Annotated in this window: 14 protein-coding genes; 9 read left to right on the forward strand and 5 right to left on the reverse strand. The window is 73.7% G+C overall.

Annotated features, from left to right (window positions below; translation table 11 throughout):
• The first annotated feature begins 355 nt into the window (after window positions 1-355).
• Window positions 356-982, forward strand: a complete 627-nt coding sequence (locus ACIQIB_RS29345) for a hypothetical protein (protein WP_363603814.1) — start codon at window positions 356-358, stop codon at window positions 980-982.
• A 13-nt stretch (window positions 983-995) separates the two neighbouring features.
• On the opposite strand, the gene ACIQIB_RS29350 is transcribed toward ACIQIB_RS29345, so the two are convergent.
• The 3 genes from ACIQIB_RS29350 to ACIQIB_RS29360 form a co-directional block, all read right to left on the reverse strand.
• On the reverse strand, window positions 996-1,994 hold the full coding sequence (locus ACIQIB_RS29350) for a LuxR C-terminal-related transcriptional regulator (RefSeq protein ID WP_400761653.1): 999 nt from the start codon (window positions 1,992-1,994) through the stop codon (window positions 996-998).
• Entirely contained in the window at window positions 1,987-2,976 is a 990-nt protein-coding gene (locus ACIQIB_RS29355) for a LuxR C-terminal-related transcriptional regulator (protein ID WP_363603811.1), read from the reverse strand. The genes ACIQIB_RS29350 and ACIQIB_RS29355 overlap by 8 nt, the downstream gene beginning before the upstream one ends.
• A gap of 686 nt (window positions 2,977-3,662) precedes the next feature.
• Entirely contained in the window at window positions 3,663-4,763 is a 1,101-nt protein-coding gene (locus ACIQIB_RS29360; protein ID WP_363603810.1) for a TDT family transporter, read from the reverse strand.
• Window positions 4,764-4,834: 71 nt separating this feature from the next.
• On the opposite strand from ACIQIB_RS29360, the gene ACIQIB_RS29365 reads away from it, so the two are divergent.
• The 4 genes from ACIQIB_RS29365 to ACIQIB_RS29380 all read left to right on the forward strand — a co-directional run bounded on the left by ACIQIB_RS29365 (window position 4,835) and on the right by ACIQIB_RS29380 (window position 10,656).
• Window positions 4,835-5,827, forward strand: coding sequence for a LysR family transcriptional regulator (locus tag ACIQIB_RS29365; RefSeq protein ID WP_400761656.1), 993 nt, complete (start codon window positions 4,835-4,837; stop codon window positions 5,825-5,827).
• Window positions 5,828-5,985: 158 nt separating this feature from the next.
• Window positions 5,986-8,592, forward strand: coding sequence for an ATP-dependent chaperone ClpB (clpB, locus tag ACIQIB_RS29370; RefSeq protein ID WP_363603807.1), 2,607 nt, complete (start codon window positions 5,986-5,988; stop codon window positions 8,590-8,592).
• A gap of 219 nt (window positions 8,593-8,811) precedes the next feature.
• Entirely contained in the window at window positions 8,812-9,372 is a 561-nt protein-coding gene (locus ACIQIB_RS29375; RefSeq protein WP_363603806.1) for a YbjN domain-containing protein, read from the forward strand.
• A 123-nt stretch (window positions 9,373-9,495) separates the two neighbouring features.
• Entirely contained in the window at window positions 9,496-10,656 is a 1,161-nt protein-coding gene (locus ACIQIB_RS29380; RefSeq protein WP_400761659.1) for a pyridoxal phosphate-dependent aminotransferase, read from the forward strand.
• 365 nt (window positions 10,657-11,021) lie between these two features.
• On the opposite strand, the gene ACIQIB_RS29385 is transcribed toward ACIQIB_RS29380, so the two are convergent.
• Both ACIQIB_RS29385 and ACIQIB_RS29390 read right to left on the reverse strand, forming a co-directional pair.
• Window positions 11,022-11,453, reverse strand: coding sequence for an NUDIX domain-containing protein (locus ACIQIB_RS29385; RefSeq protein ID WP_400658300.1), 432 nt, complete (start codon window positions 11,451-11,453; stop codon window positions 11,022-11,024).
• 34 nt (window positions 11,454-11,487) lie between these two features.
• Window positions 11,488-11,595, reverse strand: a complete 108-nt coding sequence (locus tag ACIQIB_RS29390; RefSeq protein ID WP_400761661.1) for an SDR family oxidoreductase — start codon at window positions 11,593-11,595, stop codon at window positions 11,488-11,490.
• 615 nt (window positions 11,596-12,210) lie between these two features.
• Here ACIQIB_RS29390 and ACIQIB_RS29395 point away from each other — a divergent pair.
• The 4 genes from ACIQIB_RS29395 (at window position 12,211) to pyrE (ending at window position 16,296) form a co-directional block, all read left to right on the forward strand.
• Entirely contained in the window at window positions 12,211-12,741 is a 531-nt protein-coding gene (locus tag ACIQIB_RS29395) for a DUF2617 family protein (protein ID WP_363603802.1), read from the forward strand.
• A gap of 128 nt (window positions 12,742-12,869) precedes the next feature.
• Window positions 12,870-14,504 (forward strand): polyamine aminopropyltransferase, encoded by a 1,635-nt coding sequence (locus tag ACIQIB_RS29400; protein WP_363603801.1) that lies wholly within the window; start codon window positions 12,870-12,872, stop codon window positions 14,502-14,504.
• A 104-nt stretch (window positions 14,505-14,608) separates the two neighbouring features.
• A complete protein-coding gene (locus ACIQIB_RS29405) occupies window positions 14,609-15,703 on the forward strand; it encodes a hypothetical protein (RefSeq protein ID WP_400761664.1) in 1,095 nt (364 codons plus the stop codon).
• Window positions 15,704-15,759: 56 nt separating this feature from the next.
• A complete protein-coding gene (gene pyrE, locus ACIQIB_RS29410; protein ID WP_363603798.1) occupies window positions 15,760-16,296 on the forward strand; it encodes an orotate phosphoribosyltransferase in 537 nt (178 codons plus the stop codon).
• Window positions 16,297-16,429: the final 133 nt, after the last annotated feature.

Consider the following 16,429-nt stretch of genomic DNA (forward strand, 5'->3'; position numbering starts at 1 on the left):
AACGAGGCGACGCGCATAGCGCACGACAGCACCCCTTTCAGAAGGACGCAGCAGACTCTCGGCAGGACGGCTGATACAGAATAGATCCTGACCTACTGCACGTCAGTACGGATAGTCGGAGAGTGTGTCATCTCGCTGCCATGCAGGGAGATGACATCTGGTGATGCTGGACCGAAGTACAGCGCCAGATGGACGATCAGTTCGCTGTCGACGGGTCTGGGCAATTTTTGCCCGTGTTCATTCAATTGCAGGTCAGCGACTGCGAGGCCCGGCCTTCCGCGACACGGCACCACACATATCCACAGGCCAGTCAGGCACCGACCCTCTCTCGCCGACTACTCCCCCGGAGTCGACAATGACCGAGCCCTACCTGCGCCACCACGACAGCCAGGCCCCCGAGGGCCGGCGTGCACGAGTCTTCCTGGCCGCGCCGTTGATGCGACTGACCGGGCCGGCCGACAGTGTCGTGACGCTTGCCAGCCGGACGCGGCTGACGACGCTCCGCACCACCCTGCTGCGCAGCGGTGCCGCCGTGTACAGCGCGCACCACAGCGACGCCTGGACGGTGGCCGGCCGGGCCCCGGAGCCGCGGGTGCCCTCCGACTTCCGGGCGCTGCAGTCGGCGGACCTGGTCTTCGCCTACGTCGGGGCGCCGCTCTCCGCCGGAGTGAGCCTGGAGCTGGGCTGGGCCTCGGCGCTGCGCAAGCCGATCGTCCTGCTGGTCGACGAGGCCATCACGCACAACCCGCTGATCGCCACCATCGAGCAGGTCGCCCCCGTCCTGCCGCTGGTCTTCGACGACACCTGGTCCCAGGAGGCCCTCCACCACACCGTGGAGACCGCCCTCGACTGGGCCGGTATGGCGCTCTCCCTGCGCGAGGGCTTCTGGACCGCCCCCGGCGAGCAGTTCAGCGTCCCCCGGCAGCAGCCCCCGGCCGTCGGCCCGACCGGCTACTGGCCGACCGGCGCGGCGACCGGCTGACCACCGCGGCGGCTCAGCCATTGGACTCCCCGGTCCTGGCTCCCCGCATCTGCCAGCCGAGCTGGAACAGCGTCTGAGCGTCGTACAGCTCGCGCAGCCGCGAGATGTGACCGGCCACCGTCCGCTCGCTCAGCCCCAGCCGGCTCGCGATCGCCCGCTGGGTCAGCCCCTGGGACAGCAGCCGGCCGACCTGCTCGTGCACCAGCGGCTCGGTGCCCCCGTCGGCCAGCGCCGCCCAGTTCACCCCCTCGGCCTGCTGCCACTGCTGCTCGAAAACGCCCACCAGGAAGGCGACCGTCGCCGGGTCCTCCACGAAGGCCGCACTGGTGTTGTCCGCGGCGGCCGGGATCACCGCCACCGTGCGATCGAAGATCAGCAACCGGGAGAACGGCGCGGCCAGCACGCGGATCGTGCACCCGAGCCGGGTGACCTCGACCGCGAACTCCACCGTGGGTCCGTCCACCCGGGCGGCCGGCTCGTAGACCGCCCGCATGGTTCCGCCGTGTTCGAGGTAGCGGAGGGCGTGGTTCAGCCGGTCGGGCAGCGCCGCCACCGGGCAGGCGCCACCGGGCGTCGCGGTCAGGTACTCGTCCCGGAACTCCAGGGCCAGCTGGTCGACCTGATGCCGGATCTGTTCCATGCCCGACACGTACCGGACCCCGGTGGGGCGGTTGCCGCGATGCGAGGCGGCGTCGTACGCCTGGGTCAGATCGCCCAGCAGGTCCGGCAGTTGCTCCGCCTCCGCCAGCAGCCGGGCGCTCATCAGCCGGATGTCCGCGCCGATCCGGTCGGTGACCGACCGCGGGTCCACCGCGCTGTACGAGGCGTCCATCAGCTGCGGCACGACCAGACCGATCTCGACCAGCCGCCGCAGTGGCCCGGCCTCGCCGGTGCCGACCTCGGCGGCGCGCAGCCGGCCGCCGTTGCGGAGGATCGCGCGGTAGAGCGCGCGGGCGTCGTCGTCGGGGAGCGCCGCGGTCAGCAGGTCCGAGGGCGTACGGGTGTCAGCCATCGTGCTCTCCCCTCATCAGCCAGCCGAGCTGGTACAGCGTCTGGGCGCCGTGCCGGTCGCGCAGCCGGGAGATGTGGGCGGCGACGGTGCGTTCGCTGAGGCCGAGGCGGGAGGCGACGGCGCGCTGGGTGAGGCCCTTGGCGAGCAGCCGGCCGACCCGGTCGGGGGCGGCGCGGGTGGGGCCGTGGGTGAGGGGCGCGGCCCAGTCGGTGGTGTCGGCCCGGGCCCAGTCGCGTTCGAAGCCGCCGACCAGGAAGGCGATCGCGGCCGGGTCGGAGATGAAGGCGGCGGTGCTGTGGTCGTCGTTGGCGGAGATCACCGCGACCGTGCGGTCGAAGACGATCAGGCGCTGGAACGGCTCGTCCAGGGTCCGGATCAGCGATCCGTGCCGGGAGACCTCGTCGGCGTAGGCCCGGGCGGCCGGCTCGGAGAACGCGATCGGCTGGTAGACGGTGCGCAGCGAACAGCCCCGCTGGAGCAGTTGGACGTCCTGGCGGACGGCGATCTGCAGGGCGTCGGCCGGACGGTGGCCGGGCTGGGCGGTGAGCACCTCGGTACGGCAGTCGGAGACCAGCTGGGAGATGCGCTGGCGGATGTGGACGTGGCCCTCGATGTAGACGGCGCCGCCGGACCGCTCGGGCCGGCGGGGCATCGCGTCGTAGGCGCGGGTGAGGGTGTCGAGGGTGCCGGGGAGGTTCTCGGCGCGGACCAGCAGGCGGGTCGCCTCGCTGCGCAGCTCGGCGCCGAGGCGGTCGCTGACCGAGCGCGGGCTGACGGCGGTGTGGCAGGCGTCGACCGGGTTGGGTATCAGCAGGCCGATGGCCACCAGCCGGCGCAGGGCGGGCTGGTCGCTCTCCGGGACCTCGGCGAAGGGGATGCGTCCGCCGCGGCCGACCACGGCCAGGTAGAGCCGACGGGCCGCCTCGTCGGGCTCGCCGACCGCCGCCGTGGTGCCAGGAGCGGCCGTCGGATCCGCCGTCACCTCGAACACTCCCTGCCGGATGGATCTCGGATGTGTCTTCGTCTCCCGCGCGGCCGATGCTTTCCGGTCATGGGCTCGGCACCGTGCAGCGCACCCGATCACGGTACTGCGAGCCGGCGGGCCCCCGGGCCCCGGGTGCCGTCGCACACGGGTTCCCCGGGGGCCGCCGGTGCACGTCGAGGCCACGGCGCTTCCGGCGAGGCGGAGCAGCAACGCCTCGCCGACTCCGGTCCCGGGCGCCATCACCACACATGGCACCCGGCCGACGCTCTTCCCCCCGATATGCAGGTACTGACGTACCTCACGCATCCAGTACTGAAGAGCAAGTCGCCACCATCGGGCTGCGGTTGCCCGGACGGCCTGACGTGACTCCACCCTCACAGCGTGACGGCCGGTGAACAAGGCCAGCCCGAGTGCATGTTCTCGCAATTGCAGGAACCTGCAGCGGCCGGCCGGCGCGGGGCGCCGGGTCCCGACGTGGCTCCACGCGAAACCGCTGGTCACAGCGGTGCGGTGGCGGAGTCCTCCCGTCCGTTCATTCGTCTCCGGACGACCGCGCTCCGCCTGTGCGCACCGTGCGCGGAGCTTGTACGCCGTCTCCGTGCGCGGAGCTCGTACGCCGTCCCCGAGCGCCGTCCGGGCCGTTCGCGAAACCGCAGCAGGCGCGCGTCCTGCGGCCGGAGCACTCAGCGCGCCAGCAGGCGGCCGCCCGCCAGTCCTGCCGCGGTGCCGCAGGCGGCGACGGCCCAGGCCGCGATCAGCAGCACATAGAGCCCGGCGGCCAGGCCGGTGAAGCCGGCGAACCCGGTGTGGCGGGCGAGGCCGGCGGCGCCGGTGACGCAGGTGCCGACCGGGAAGGTGTACGCCCACCAGGTCATCGCGAACGGCATCCCGGCCCGGCGGGCGCGCAGGTTGGCGGTGACGGCGATGACCAGCCAGAGCATCGCGACGCCGAGCACCGCGACCCCGTACAGCTCCGCGAAGGCGAGCGCGGCGGGGGCGAGTTGCGGCAGGACCGGCCGGGCGGCGTCGGCGAGCTGGTGGACGGCGGTGGTGGACTGGCCGAGCGGCCCGAGCACCAGGAACAGCGAGGGGGTGAGCACCAGCGCGGGCAGCTTGCTGTGGACGAGCCCGGTGAGCACCACCGGCAGCAGGGCGAGGGTGGCCAGCAGGCCGACGCCGAGCAGCGCGTAGCAGCCGTACAGCATGGCCTGCTGCGCGGTCCCGGCCGGCAGGTGCGGGACGAGCGCGGGGCCGGTCGCGGCGGCGACCAGCGGGGCGACCACCGGCAGCAGCCAGGTCGGGTTGGCCTCCAGCGCGGAGAGCGAGTGCCTGGTGATCATCAGATACGGGATGCCGGCCGCGACGGCCAGGGCGTACAGCGTGCCTGCGCTCCAGAGCACGGCGTCCAGGGCGACGGCGGGGCCGGTGCCGATCACCCGGGAGCCGAGCAGCAGGGTGCCGAGGCCGACCGCCAGCAGGGCCATCGGCGGACAGCCGTAGAAGACCGCGGTGGCCGGGTTGTCCAGCAGCTGGGTGCGGGCGGCCGCGCGGTGCCGGGTCAGGTGGACCGCCCGGGCGCCGCCGAGCAGCAGCAGGCCGGCCAGCCCGAGCGCCCACATCAGCTCGCCGAACCCGATCAGCCCGGGCAGCCGGACCGGAAGCACGGCCGCCCCGTTGCCGACGATCGCGGTGCCCATGATCGCGGCGTACCAGTTGGGGCCGAGCTGGGCGAGGTCGAGGCGGGGGGTGCGGGTGAGCGGTCGGACGCTGAGAAGGGTGGCCATGAGACCCACCGTGCCCTCGGCCGACCGGCTCCGGTAGCGCCGGGCGATCTATGAGGACATAGCCTGGATCTATGGCCCTCTCCCCGCGTGTCCCCGAACTCGGAGCGCTGGAGCTGCTGCTCGCAGTGGCCCGGCTGGGCAGCGTCGGGCGGGCCGCGGCGGAACTGGGGGTGAGCCAGCCGACCGCCAGCGCCCGGATCAAGGGCATGGAGCGGCAGATCGGCGTCCCGCTGCTGGACCGCTCCCCGCGCGGCTCGCGGCCGACCGAGGCGGGCCGGCTGGTGGTCGAGTGGGCGCGGCATGTGGTGGAGGCCGCACAGGCGCTGGACGCCGGGATCGACGCGCTGCGGGAGCGGCGGGACGCCCGTCTGGTGGTGGTGGCCAGCCTGACCGTCGCCGAGTACCTGATGCCCGGCTGGCTGCTGGCGCTGCACACGGCCAGCCCCGGCACGGCGGTGACGCTGCGGACGGCGAACTCGGCGGACGTCGCCGGACACGTGCTGGCCGGGGAGGCGGACCTCGGCTTCGTCGAGGGCCCGTCCACCCCGCCGGGGCTGGCCGGCGCGGTGGTGGCCGCCGACCGGCTGGTGGTGGTGGTCGCGCCCGGACACGCCTGGGCCCGCCGCCGGGCACCGCTCACCGGGGCCGAGCTGGCCGCGACGCCGCTGGTGCTGCGCGAGCCCGGTTCCGGCACCCGGGAGGTGCTGGAGATGGCGCTGGCGCCGTACGGGGGCGCCGCGAAGCCGCGGCTGGAGCTGGCCTCCTCCACGGCGCTGAAGGCGGCGGCGATGACCGGGGCCGGGCCGGTCTGCCTGAGCGAGCTGGCGGTGGTGGAGGAGCTGGCGACCCGGCGGCTGGTGGCGGTGCCACTGGCGGACGGGCTGGACCTGCGGCGCCCGCTGCGCGCGGTCTGGCCGGCCGGGCGGCGGCCGAGCGGGCCGGCCAGGGAGCTGCTGGGGCTCACCCGGCAGAGCGCACCGTACCCGCGGGTGCGGGTAGGGGCGGGGGCCGCGGGCGCCGCAGGGGCCGGTCCGCGTCCACGGAAACGTTCATCTGAAAGTTGAGCGGAATAGACTCAACTTAGTGCATGCTGTAGTCAGCAGCACCGAAAGCCCGAAGACCGAAGACCGGAACCCGGAGACCGGCGCCCGAGACCGGCGCCGGGAACCCGTGGACCGGAACCCGGAGTACCGACAGCGAGTCCGAGGAGGACACCCCAGCAGTGGACGCCAGCAAGTTCACCACCAAGACGCAGGACGCCCTGTCCGCCGCGATCCGGCAGGCCGGCGGCGCCGGGAACCCGGACGTCAAGCCGGTGCACATCCTGATCGCCCTGCTGGAACAGCCCGAGGGCATCGCCAGGCCGCTCCTGGAAGCGGTCGGCGCGGACGCCGCGCAGACCGACGCCGAGGCCCGCCGCCTGCTGACCGCGCTGCCCAGCGCCAGCGGCTCCACCGTCGCCGCGCCGCAGCTGTCCCGCGACACCCTGGCCGTGCTCACCGAGGCCGGCCGGCGCGCCGACGACCTGGACGACCAGTACGTCTCCACCGAACACCTGATGGTCGGCCTGGCCGCCGAGGGCGGGGCGGTCGCCGAGCTGCTGGCCCGGCAGGGCGCCACGGCGAAGGCGCTGCTCGCCGCGTTCAAGGACGTGCGCGGCAGCGGCCGGGTCACCTCGCCCGACCCGGAGGGCACCTACAAGGCGCTGGAGAAGTACGGCACCGACCTCACCCAGGCCGCCCGGGACGGCAAGCTCGACCCGGTGATCGGGCGGGACCAGGAGATCCGCCGGGTCGTCCAGGTGCTCTCCCGCCGGACCAAGAACAACCCGGTGCTGATCGGCGAGCCCGGCGTCGGCAAGACGGCCGTGGTCGAGGGCCTGGCCCAGCGGATCGTCGCCGGCGACGTGCCGGAGTCGCTGCGCGGCAAGCGGCTGGTCGCCCTGGACCTCAGCGCGATGGTCGCCGGCGCGAAGTACCGCGGCGAGTTCGAGGAGCGGCTGAAGGCCGTTCTGAACGACATCAAGCAGAGCGACGGCCAGGTCGTCACCTTCATCGACGAGCTGCACACCATGGTCGGCGCGGGCGCCGGCGGCGACTCCGCGATGGACGCCGGCAACATGCTCAAGCCGATGCTGGCCCGCGGCGAGCTGCGGATGGTCGGCGCCACCACCCTGGACGAGTACCGCGAGCGGATCGAGAAGGACCCGGCCCTGGAGCGGCGCTTCCAGCAGGTGCTGGTCGGCGAGCCCAGCGTGGAGGACTCGATCGCCATCCTGCGCGGCCTCAAGGGCCGGTACGAGGCGCACCACAAGGTGCAGATCGCGGACGCCGCCCTGGTCGCCGCCGCCACCCTCTCCAACCGCTACATCACCTCCCGCTTCCTCCCCGACAAGGCGATCGACCTGGTCGACGAGGCGGCCTCCCGGCTCCGGATGGAGATCGACTCCTCCCCGGTGGAGATCGACGAACTCCAGCGCGCCGTCGACCGGTTGCGGATGGAGGAGCTGGCCCTGGAGAAGGAGTCCGACCCCGCCTCGGTGGACCGGCTGGCCCGGCTTCGGCGCGACCTGGCCGACAAGAACGAGCAGCTGAGCGTGCTCACGGCACGCTGGGAGCAGGAGAAGAAGAGCCTCAACCGGGTCGGCGAGCTCAAGGAGCGCCTGGACGACCTGCGCGGCGCCCTCGAACGCGCCCAGCGCGACGGCGACTTCGAGCGCGCCTCCAAGCTGATGTACGCCGAGATCCCGTCCGCCGAGCACGAGCTGACCGAGGCTCAGGAACGCGCGGCGGACCAGGACGCCTCCGCGTCCATGGTCAAGGAGGAGGTCGGCCCGGACGACGTGGCCGATGTGGTCGCGTCCTGGACGGGCATCCCGGCCGGCCGGCTGCTGGAGGGTGAGAGCGCCAAACTCCTGCGCATGGAGGATGAGTTGGGCCGGCGCCTGATCGGCCAGCGGGAGGCCGTCCAGGCCGTCTCGGACGCGGTGCGCCGCACCCGCTCGGGCATCGCCGACCCGGACCGCCCGACCGGCTCCTTCCTCTTCCTCGGCCCGACCGGCGTCGGCAAGACCGAACTCGCCAAGGCCCTGGCCGACTTCCTCTTCGACGACGAGCGGGCGATGGTCCGCATCGACATGAGCGAGTACGGCGAGAAGCACTCCGTCTCCCGCCTGGTCGGCGCCCCGCCCGGGTACGTCGGCTACGAGGAGGGCGGCCAGCTCACCGAGGCGGTCCGCCGCCGCCCGTACAGCGTGGTGCTGCTGGACGAGGTGGAGAAGGCCCATCCCGAGGTCTTCGACGTGCTGCTCCAGGTCCTGGACGACGGCCGGCTCACCGACGGCCAGGGCCGCACGGTGGACTTCCGCAACGCGATCCTGATCCTCACCTCCAACCTGGGCTCGCAGTTCCTGGTGGACCCGGCCATCCCCGAGGAGCGGAAGAAGGACCTGGTGCTGGAGTCGGTGCGGGCCGCCTTCAAGCCGGAGTTCCTCAACCGGCTGGACGACATCGTGGTCTTCGAACCGCTGGGCACCGCGGAGCTCACCCGGATCGTCGACCTCCAGGTGGCCCGGCTGGGCGAGCGGCTGCGCGAGCGCCGGCTCACCCTCCAGGTCTCCGAGGCCGCCCGGGACTGGCTGGCCCTCACCGGCTACGACCCCGCGTACGGCGCCCGTCCGCTGCGGCGCCTGGTGCAGTCCGCGATCGGCGACCAGCTGGCCAGGTCCATCCTCTCCGGCCAGGTGCACGACGGAGACACCGTTCTGGTCGAACGGGACGAGGAGGGCGACCGCCTCACCGTCCGTGCCCGCGGACCGCTGGAGAAGTAGCGCCCGGAGCACGGTGGGCCGCCCTCGCACGGCAGGGCGGCCCACCACCGTGTTCACCCTCGGTGGCCGCCGCCGGCGCCCGGGCTCCGGCATGATCCAACAGGCCCCGGCCCGCCGCCGGGTGCCCCTGTAAGGCGCCGCCCGGATGAGGCAGGATGGAAGGTGGAAAGGGCGGCCTCTCATTGCCGGCCACCACGTGCACTGAGGAAGAGGACCCCCATGAGCATCGACCCGTCGTCCATCCCGTCGTTCGGCGCACCGCAGGGCGGTCAGCCCGGCGGTCAGGGGCGGCCGGCCGGCCCGCCGCCCATCATCGTTCCGGACCAGGCCCTGGTGACCCAGCTCCTGGACCAGATGCAGCTCAAGCACGTCGTGGACGAGGAGGGCGACCTCACCGCCCCCTGGGAGGGCTTCCGCGTCTACTACATGTTCCGCGGCGAGCAGAAGGAGCTCTTCGCGGTCCGCGCGTTCTACGACCGCGCCTACCCGCTTGAGGACAAGGGCGAGATCCTCGACCTGATCGACGAGTGGAACCGCGAGACCCTCTGGCCCAAGGTCTACACGCACACCCACGAGGACGGCGTGGTCCGCCTCATCGGCGAGGCCCAGATGATCGTCGGCACCGGCGTCAACCTGGACTACTTCGTCACCACCACCGCCAACTGGACCCAGGCCGCCGTCGGTTTCGAGCAGTGGATCGTCGAGCGCCTCGGCCTGCAGAAGGACATCGAGGGCGAGGACGGCGAGGGCGGCGCCCCCGAGGGCACCGACGAGGCCTGAGCCCCTCACCGCGTCCGGCCTTACGAACGGCCCGCCACCGGCAACCCCCGGTGGCGGGCCGTCCTTGTCCCCGGCCGCCGGCTGCCCCCAGGATGGGGCGACGCCAAGGTGTGAGGAGCTGTAATGGGTACGAGGCCGCTGCTGAACCGCCGGCTGGACGGTATGGGCACGACGATCTTCGCCGAGATGTCCGCCCTCGCCACCGCCACCGGTTCGATCAACCTCGGTCAGGGCTTCCCGGACACCGACGGACCGCGCGAGATCGCCGAGGCGGCGGCCCGGGCCGTGCTGAGCGGCCAGGGCAACCAGTACCCGCCCGGCCCGGGCATCCCCGAGCTCCGGCACGCCATCGCCGAGCACCAGCAGCGCTTCCGTGGCCTCACCTACGACCCGGACACCGAGGTCCTGGTCACCGCCGGCGCCACCGAGGCGATCGCCGCCGCGCTGCTGGCCCTGCTGGAGCCGGGCGACGAGGTGATCGCCCTGGAGCCGTTCTACGACTCGTACGCCGCCTGCATCGCGATGGCCGGAGCGGCCCGTGTGCCGCTCACCCTGCGGGCCCCGGACTTCCGGCCCGACCTGGAGCGGCTGCGCGCCCTGGTCACCCCGCGCACCCGGCTGCTGCTGCTCAACTCGCCGCACAACCCGACCGGCCTGGTGCTCAACCCCGAGGAACTGGCCGCGATCGCCGCCCTCGCCGTCGAGCGCGACCTGTTGGTGATCACCGACGAGGTGTACGAGCACCTGGTGTTCAGCGGCGCCCACCACCCGATCGCCGCCCTCCCCGGCATGCGGGAGCGCACCGTCTCCATCTCCTCGGCCGGCAAGACCTTCTCCTTCACCGGGTGGAAGGTCGGCTGGGTGACGGCGAGCGCGCCGCTGGTGGCCGCCGTCCGTACGGCGAAGCAGTACCTGACGTACGTCAGCGCCGGGCCGTTCCAGTACGCCGTCGCCGAGGCGCTGCGGCTGCCCGGGAGCTACTTCGACGACTTCCGCGCCGACCTGCGTCGCAAGCGCGACCTGCTCGCGGATGGGCTGAGCGCGGCCGGCTTCCGGGTCTTCAACCCCGAGGGCACGTACTTCATCACCACCGACATCACCCCGCTCGGCGAGAAGGACGGCATCGAGTTCTGCCGGTCCCTGCCCGAGCGCTGCGGCGTCGTCGCCATCCCCAACGCCGTCTTCTACGACAACACCGAGGCCGGGCGCTCGCTCGTCCGGTTCACGTTCTGCAAAAGGGTGCACGTCCTGGAAGAGGCGGTGGCCCGGCTCCAGCAGCTCTGACCGATGCCGGTGAGGCCGCCGCCAGCGCGGTCCCACCAGCGCCTACCCTGCCGCGCCGGCCACCTGCCGACCGACGTCCAGCCCGGCCCTGGCGGCACGGAGTGCGGTGCGGGCCCGATCGCCCCGGTCCCGCCCAGCCGCAGGCGCGGCTCCGGCCGGATCACCCGAAACAGCGTCGCGACCGCCTCGCGGACCTGATCGTCCGGTACCGCCAAGGGCGTTGGGCCCTCCTCCCGCTCTCCTCCCGCTCTCCGGGCGGGTCGAGTGCCTGGTCGGCGACGGCCGACGGCCGGTCGGCCCGCTCGGTGGGGAGGGTGGGTTCTGGTAGCCGGGCCGGTCCACTGGCCCGGCCATCCCTTTTGCGGTTACCGGGCGGCGAGGAGTTCCCCGCGCTCGACAGCCTCGCGCAGGACCGCGGCGAACTCCTGGGGCAGGAGGCTGACCGCGTCAAGGGCGTCGGCGGTCAGGGGGATCTCCTCCAGGAGGTACTCGCCTCGGCCTTCCTGGCTGAACTCCGGGCCGGTGCGGTCGTCGAAGCTCCACTTCTCGATGGTGGCGAGGTAGAAGTCCTGGCGCTCGTCGTCGGTCTCGATGGTGTGGAGGAGGCTGCCGATCCGGGCTTCGCCGGAGATCTCCTCGCGGACCTCGCGCCGCAGGGCGTCCTCGGGGCCGGCGTCGGTGGGTTCGATCTTGCCGCCGACGATCACCCAGTACGGGTCGACGCCGGGACGGATGCGCTTGATCAGCAGCATGGTGTCGTTCGGGGTGAGGAGGACGGCTCGGACGCGGTGCCGCATGGTGGTCTGCTTCCTGTTCGGTGGGACGTGCCGGTCAGTGGAGGAGCCGGCCTCCGTCGACGTGCAACGACTGACCGGTGATGAAGGACGCGCTGGGGCCGGCGAGGAAGGCAACCGCGGCGGCGGGCACCTGCTTCGCCACCCGCCGGCATCACCCCGCTGGGCGAGAAGGACGGCGGTGAGTTCTGCCGGTCCCGGCCCGGGCGGTGCGGGGTGGTGGCGATCCGGTTCACGTTCCGCACAAGGGCGCACGTCCTGGGGAAGGCCGTCGCCCGGCTCGTTCGGCTCCGGCCTTCCGACCGGCCTCCGGTTCATCACTGACGATCAGTCAACTCTCATGCCCCGGCGGACCGGTCGCCGCCAGCCGGGCGATCGGCGCCGCCCCGACGGCGCGGCGCCGGGTCGGTGCGCCGGGCGCGTGAGGGCCGGAGGCGCGCGAGTCGTGCGGCAGGCTCGTAGCCAGCGCGCACGGCGCGCGACCCGGGGTAAAGGGCGCACGCTGAGCAGAGTCGCACACCGGGTCGATCAGAGCAGGGAAGCAGGTGTGCTCGAAACAGTGAATGCTTGACAAAGTTGGGTAAATCACCGACGGACCCGGCGTATTCATGCTTCTCTGCTGCTGAATCTCCAGCCGGAATCCTTCCTTCCACGGCCGGCCGCGCCCTGGGCCGTACAGCCACGAACAGCCTCGCCCCATGCCTAGGCCTACTCGCTGCTGCCCGGCGGGCGCGCACGGAGCTGAAACGCGGAGCCGAGCATGCTCACCACACTGCAGACCTCCTACACGGACACCCGCGCCGGTGACCTGGCCTGGTGTCTCGGCGGCGACCCGCTGCCCGCTCTCGCGGTCCGCGACCTGAGACTCGAAGGTGCCGGCCACCCGGGCCCGCCCGGCACGCTCCAGCTGCGGCTGCTGGGCGCCTCGCACCAGGTGGTGATCGCCGCCGGCCCCGGCGAGTGCCTGGAGACGGTCGCCTGCCTGCCCGGCCGCCGCACCCCGCTGCCCGCCCGGGTGGCCAAGCAGGTGGGCGGCTGGGAGTACGAGTTCGCGGCCCGGATCGAGGCGCTGCCACCGCACGACTTCGCCGCCCGCGCGCAGGAGTTGCTGGCCCTGGTCGAGGGCCATCCACGCGGTCTGGCCGGCGTCTTCCCCGGCGATCCGAGCGCCTTCACCGCACTGGTCACCCAGGGCGGCGCGGACCGGCTGCTCTGGCGCACCTGGCACGCCTACCCCCAGGAGGGCCGGCTGGTCTGCACCCGCTCCTCGCTCGTGGTCCCCAGGCCATGACGGCCCCCGCTCCCCCGCCCACCCGCACGCCCCGATTCGCACACAGCGACGATCTGTCAACCTGCCGCACCGTTCTGTCCGCCGAATGGACGCAGCTATCCGCACCGAACGTCGCCTAGCGTTTGTTCGTGATCAACCATCCGGCCGGTCCTCCCGTACAACCGGGACTCGACCTCGACGACGGCAGCCCACCCCGGCCCGGGCGGAGCCTGAACCCTCTGCCCGCCCGCCGTCGGTCCCGGCTGCGCGCCCACCCCCGGCTCGCCCGGCTGACCGTCCTGCTGGCCGCCTTCATCTGCGCCGCCTGCGGACTCGTCTACGAACTCGAACTCGTCGCGCTCGGCGACTATCTGCTCGGCGACTCGGTCACCCAAACCTCCGTGGTGCTCTCCGTCATGGTGTTCGCGATGGGCCTGGGCTCCCTGTTCGCCAAACGCTTCACCCGCCGCCCCGCCACCTCCTTCGCACTGATCGAGTGCGCGCTCGCGCTCACCGGCGGGCTCTCCGTCCTCGCGCTGTACTCCTGCTGGGCCTGGATCGGCCGCTACCAGGCCGCGATGGTCGCCCTGACCTGCCTGATCGGCATCCTGATCGGCGCCGAGATCCCGCTGCTGATGACGCTCATCCAACGGATCCGCCGGGAGGACGCGGGGCGGGCCGCCGCCGACCTGTTCGCCGCCGACTACGTGGGCGCGCTGATCGGCGGCCTCGCCTTCCCGTTCCTGATCCTGCCCGGCTTCGGGCCGGGCACCGGCGCGCTGGTCACCGGGGCGGTCAACGCCGTCGCCGGGGGCGCCGTGGTGCTCTGGCTGTTCCGCGAGGAGCCCGCGCCGCGGATACGGCTGCTGCTCTGGGGCGGCTGCGCCCTCGTCCTCGCCGCCCTCGGCGCGGCCGCCGCCTGGTCCGACGCGATCGAACGGGCCGCCCGGCACGCGCTGTACGGCCCGCAGGTCCGCTTCGCCACCCACAGCCGGTACCAGGAGATCGTGCTCACCGGCCCCGCCGAGGGCCCGCTGCGGCTCTACCTGGACGGGCGGCTCGCGGTCTGCGGACCGGACGAGTACCGGGGCAGCGAGGCGCTCGTCCACCCCGCGATGGCCGCCGGTCCTGACACCCGGGTCCTGCTGCTCGGCGGCGGCGACGGGCTCGCCCTGCGGGAGGTGCTGCGCCACCGCGGGGTCCGCTCGGTGCTGGTGGTCGACACCGACCCGGCGCTCACCCGGCTCGCCCGGACCGACCCTGGCCTGACCGCGCTCTCCGGCGGCTCGCTGGACGACCCCCGGGTCAGGACGGCCACGGCCGACCCGCTGGCCTGGCTGCGCGACCGCGGCCGAACGGACCGGGCCTTCGACGTCGTCCTCGCCGACCTGCCCGCGCCGGCCGACGGCGGCCCGGTGAAGTTCCACTCGCAGGAGTTCTACGGCCTCACCACCCGGCTGCTCTCGCCCGGCGGGCGGCTCGCCGTCCGGGCCGGCGGCGACCAGAACGGCCTCTGGCAGGTCGAGTCCGGCCTCCGCGCGGCCGGCCTGCGCACCGTCCCGTACGCCGTCCAGGGCAGCGCCACCGCGAGCTGCCGCCCCGGCCCGGAGAGCGGCCAGGACTTCCTGCTCGCGGCCGCGGCCGAGCCCCCGCTCACGCTCGCCCCGGACGCGCCGCCACCGCGCGCGCTCACCCCGGACGGGCTCCGCTCCTCCGCCGCCCTCCTCGCCGCCCAGCGCCCGGCCCGGCCGCCGGCCGCCCTCACGCTGCTCGGACCGCGCTGACCCCCCTGCGGCGGGTGGGGCGGAGCGGGCTCCGCGGGACGTCCGGGCAGCCGACCGGGGCCACCACGGGGACCACACGGGCTTCGGTCGGTAGGCTCCGTGACATGGAGCATGAGGTTGTCGTCCCGATGCCGGCCGGGCTGGTCCGGCAGGCCCTGCAGGATCCGGCGCTGCTGGCCCGTTCCGTGCCCGGACTGAGCACCGAACCGGCCGCCGTCGGCAGCGGCCCCGCCGAGGAGATCGGCGGGCGGCTGCGGCTGCGGATCGGCGCTTCCACCATCACGTACAAGGGCGTGCTGTCGCTGATCGAGGGGCGCGAGGGCGTGCTGACCGCGTTCGCCGAAGGCCAGGAGGCGCGCGGCAGCGGTGAGGCCACCGCCACCGTACGGATCAGCGTCGCCGACGGCGCCGGGGCCGGCACCGCGGTCGTCCGCTTCACCGGCGACCTGAGCGCCACCGGGCGGCTCACCGAGTTCGACGAGGAGACCCTCGCCGCGACCGGCCGGAGGCTGCTGGACCGTTTCGCCGCCGCCCTCGTCTCCCTGGACGGGGAGACCGACGCCGACACGGACACCGAAGCCGAAGCCGACACGGATGCCGACGCGGACTCCGGCACCGGCACCGGCACCGACGCGGCTCCGAGCGCCGCCGACGGCGAGAGCACCGGGGACGGCACCGAGGAGGCCGACGAGGCCGAGGAGACCACCGCCACCGTGCACTTCCTCGAGGACCGCCAGGACGAACCCGGCGACGACCTGGAGGACGACCTCTCCGACCTGATCGCCTTCTCCGACGCCGACGCCGAGCGGTTCGGCCTCCCCACCGGCGACCGCGACGGCCAGGACGAGCAGGCCGACACCGAGCAGCCGGCCGCCGAGTCCGAGGACCTGCCCACCGATCTCCCCGCCGACCTGCCCTTCGCGTACGAGGAGGAGCCGGTGCTCAGCGGCCCGGTCCGCCGCAGCATCGTCGGCCGCTCCGCCGAGGAGGTCGACCACGCCCCGCCGCGCGGCCGCTACGCCCCCGCCCTGCCGGCCCGCAGCGCGCGGGCCCGGGCGGCGTCCCGCTGGGGCGGCGAGGCCGGCGGCATCGTGGTCCCGGGCCCGGGCGGCCGCAGCGCGGTCCCGTGGATGATCGGCGGCGGTGTGGCCCTGCTCGGCGGCGCCGTGGTGCTGGTCAGGGCCCTGCGCCGACGCTAGCCGCCCCATCACGCCGGGCGCCCGTCCGGTGTGGGCAGGGCCTAGACTGAACGCTCATGAGCAACGACCGCGACGCCCTGCTGGCACAGATCAAGGACAAGGCCGTCGTGCACGGCAAGGTCACCCTTTCCTCCGGCAAGGAGGCCGACTACTACGTCGACCTGCGCCGGATCACGCTGGACGCCCAGGCGGCCCCGCTGGTCGGCCGGGTGATGCTGGACGCGACCGCCCACCTGGAGTACGACGCCGTCGGCGGTCTGACCCTCGGTGCCGACCCGGTCGCCGCCGCGATGCTGCACGCCGCCGCCGCCCGCGGCCGTGAGCTGGACGCCTTCGTGGTCCGCAAGGCGGGCAAGGCGCACGGCCTGCAGCGCCGGATCGAGGGCCCGGACGTCAAGGGCCGCCGGGTGCTGGCGGTCGAGGACACCTCCACCACCGGCGGCTCGGTGCTGACCGCCGTCGAGGCCCTGCGCGAGGCCGGTGCCGAGGTGGTCGGCGTCGCGGTGATCGTGGAGCGCGGCGCCGCCCCCGCGATCGAGGCGGCGGACCTGCCGTACGTCACCGCCTACACCCTGGACGACCTGGGCCTCTGAGCCCGGTGGAAACGGCCGGGGGCGGGGGGGGGGGGGGGGCGCACCCCCCCCCCCCCCCCCCCCCGCGGGCCCGGCCCCCCCCCGGGCCCCGGGCCGGGGGGCCCCCCCCCCCCCGGCCGGCCCGGGGACAGGC

This window comes from Kitasatospora sp. NPDC092286 (assembly GCF_044755565.1).
GTDB lineage: Bacteria > Actinomycetota > Actinomycetes > Streptomycetales > Streptomycetaceae > Kitasatospora.

What these genes read in the sequence shown, in the direction of transcription:
- ACIQIB_RS29375 (WP_363603806.1), top strand. Translation starts at nt 8,812, where the DNA reads ATGAGCATCGACCCGTCGTCCATCCCGTCGTTCGGCGCACCGCAGGGC.
- ACIQIB_RS29385 (WP_400658300.1), bottom strand. Translation starts at nt 11,453, where the DNA reads ATGCGGCACCGCGTCCGAGCCGTCCTCCTCACCCCGAACGACACCATG.
- ACIQIB_RS29360 (WP_363603810.1), bottom strand. Translation starts at nt 4,763, where the DNA reads ATGGCCACCCTTCTCAGCGTCCGACCGCTCACCCGCACCCCCCGCCTC.
- pyrE (WP_363603798.1), top strand. Translation starts at nt 15,760, where the DNA reads ATGAGCAACGACCGCGACGCCCTGCTGGCACAGATCAAGGACAAGGCC.
- ACIQIB_RS29380 (WP_400761659.1), top strand. Translation starts at nt 9,496, where the DNA reads ATGGGTACGAGGCCGCTGCTGAACCGCCGGCTGGACGGTATGGGCACG.
- ACIQIB_RS29365 (WP_400761656.1), top strand. Translation starts at nt 4,835, where the DNA reads ATGGCCCTCTCCCCGCGTGTCCCCGAACTCGGAGCGCTGGAGCTGCTG.
- ACIQIB_RS29345 (WP_363603814.1), top strand. Translation starts at nt 356, where the DNA reads ATGACCGAGCCCTACCTGCGCCACCACGACAGCCAGGCCCCCGAGGGC.
- ACIQIB_RS29405 (WP_400761664.1), top strand. Translation starts at nt 14,609, where the DNA reads ATGGAGCATGAGGTTGTCGTCCCGATGCCGGCCGGGCTGGTCCGGCAG.
- ACIQIB_RS29350 (WP_400761653.1), bottom strand. Translation starts at nt 1,994, where the DNA reads ATGGCTGACACCCGTACGCCCTCGGACCTGCTGACCGCGGCGCTCCCC.
- ACIQIB_RS29395 (WP_363603802.1), top strand. Translation starts at nt 12,211, where the DNA reads ATGCTCACCACACTGCAGACCTCCTACACGGACACCCGCGCCGGTGAC.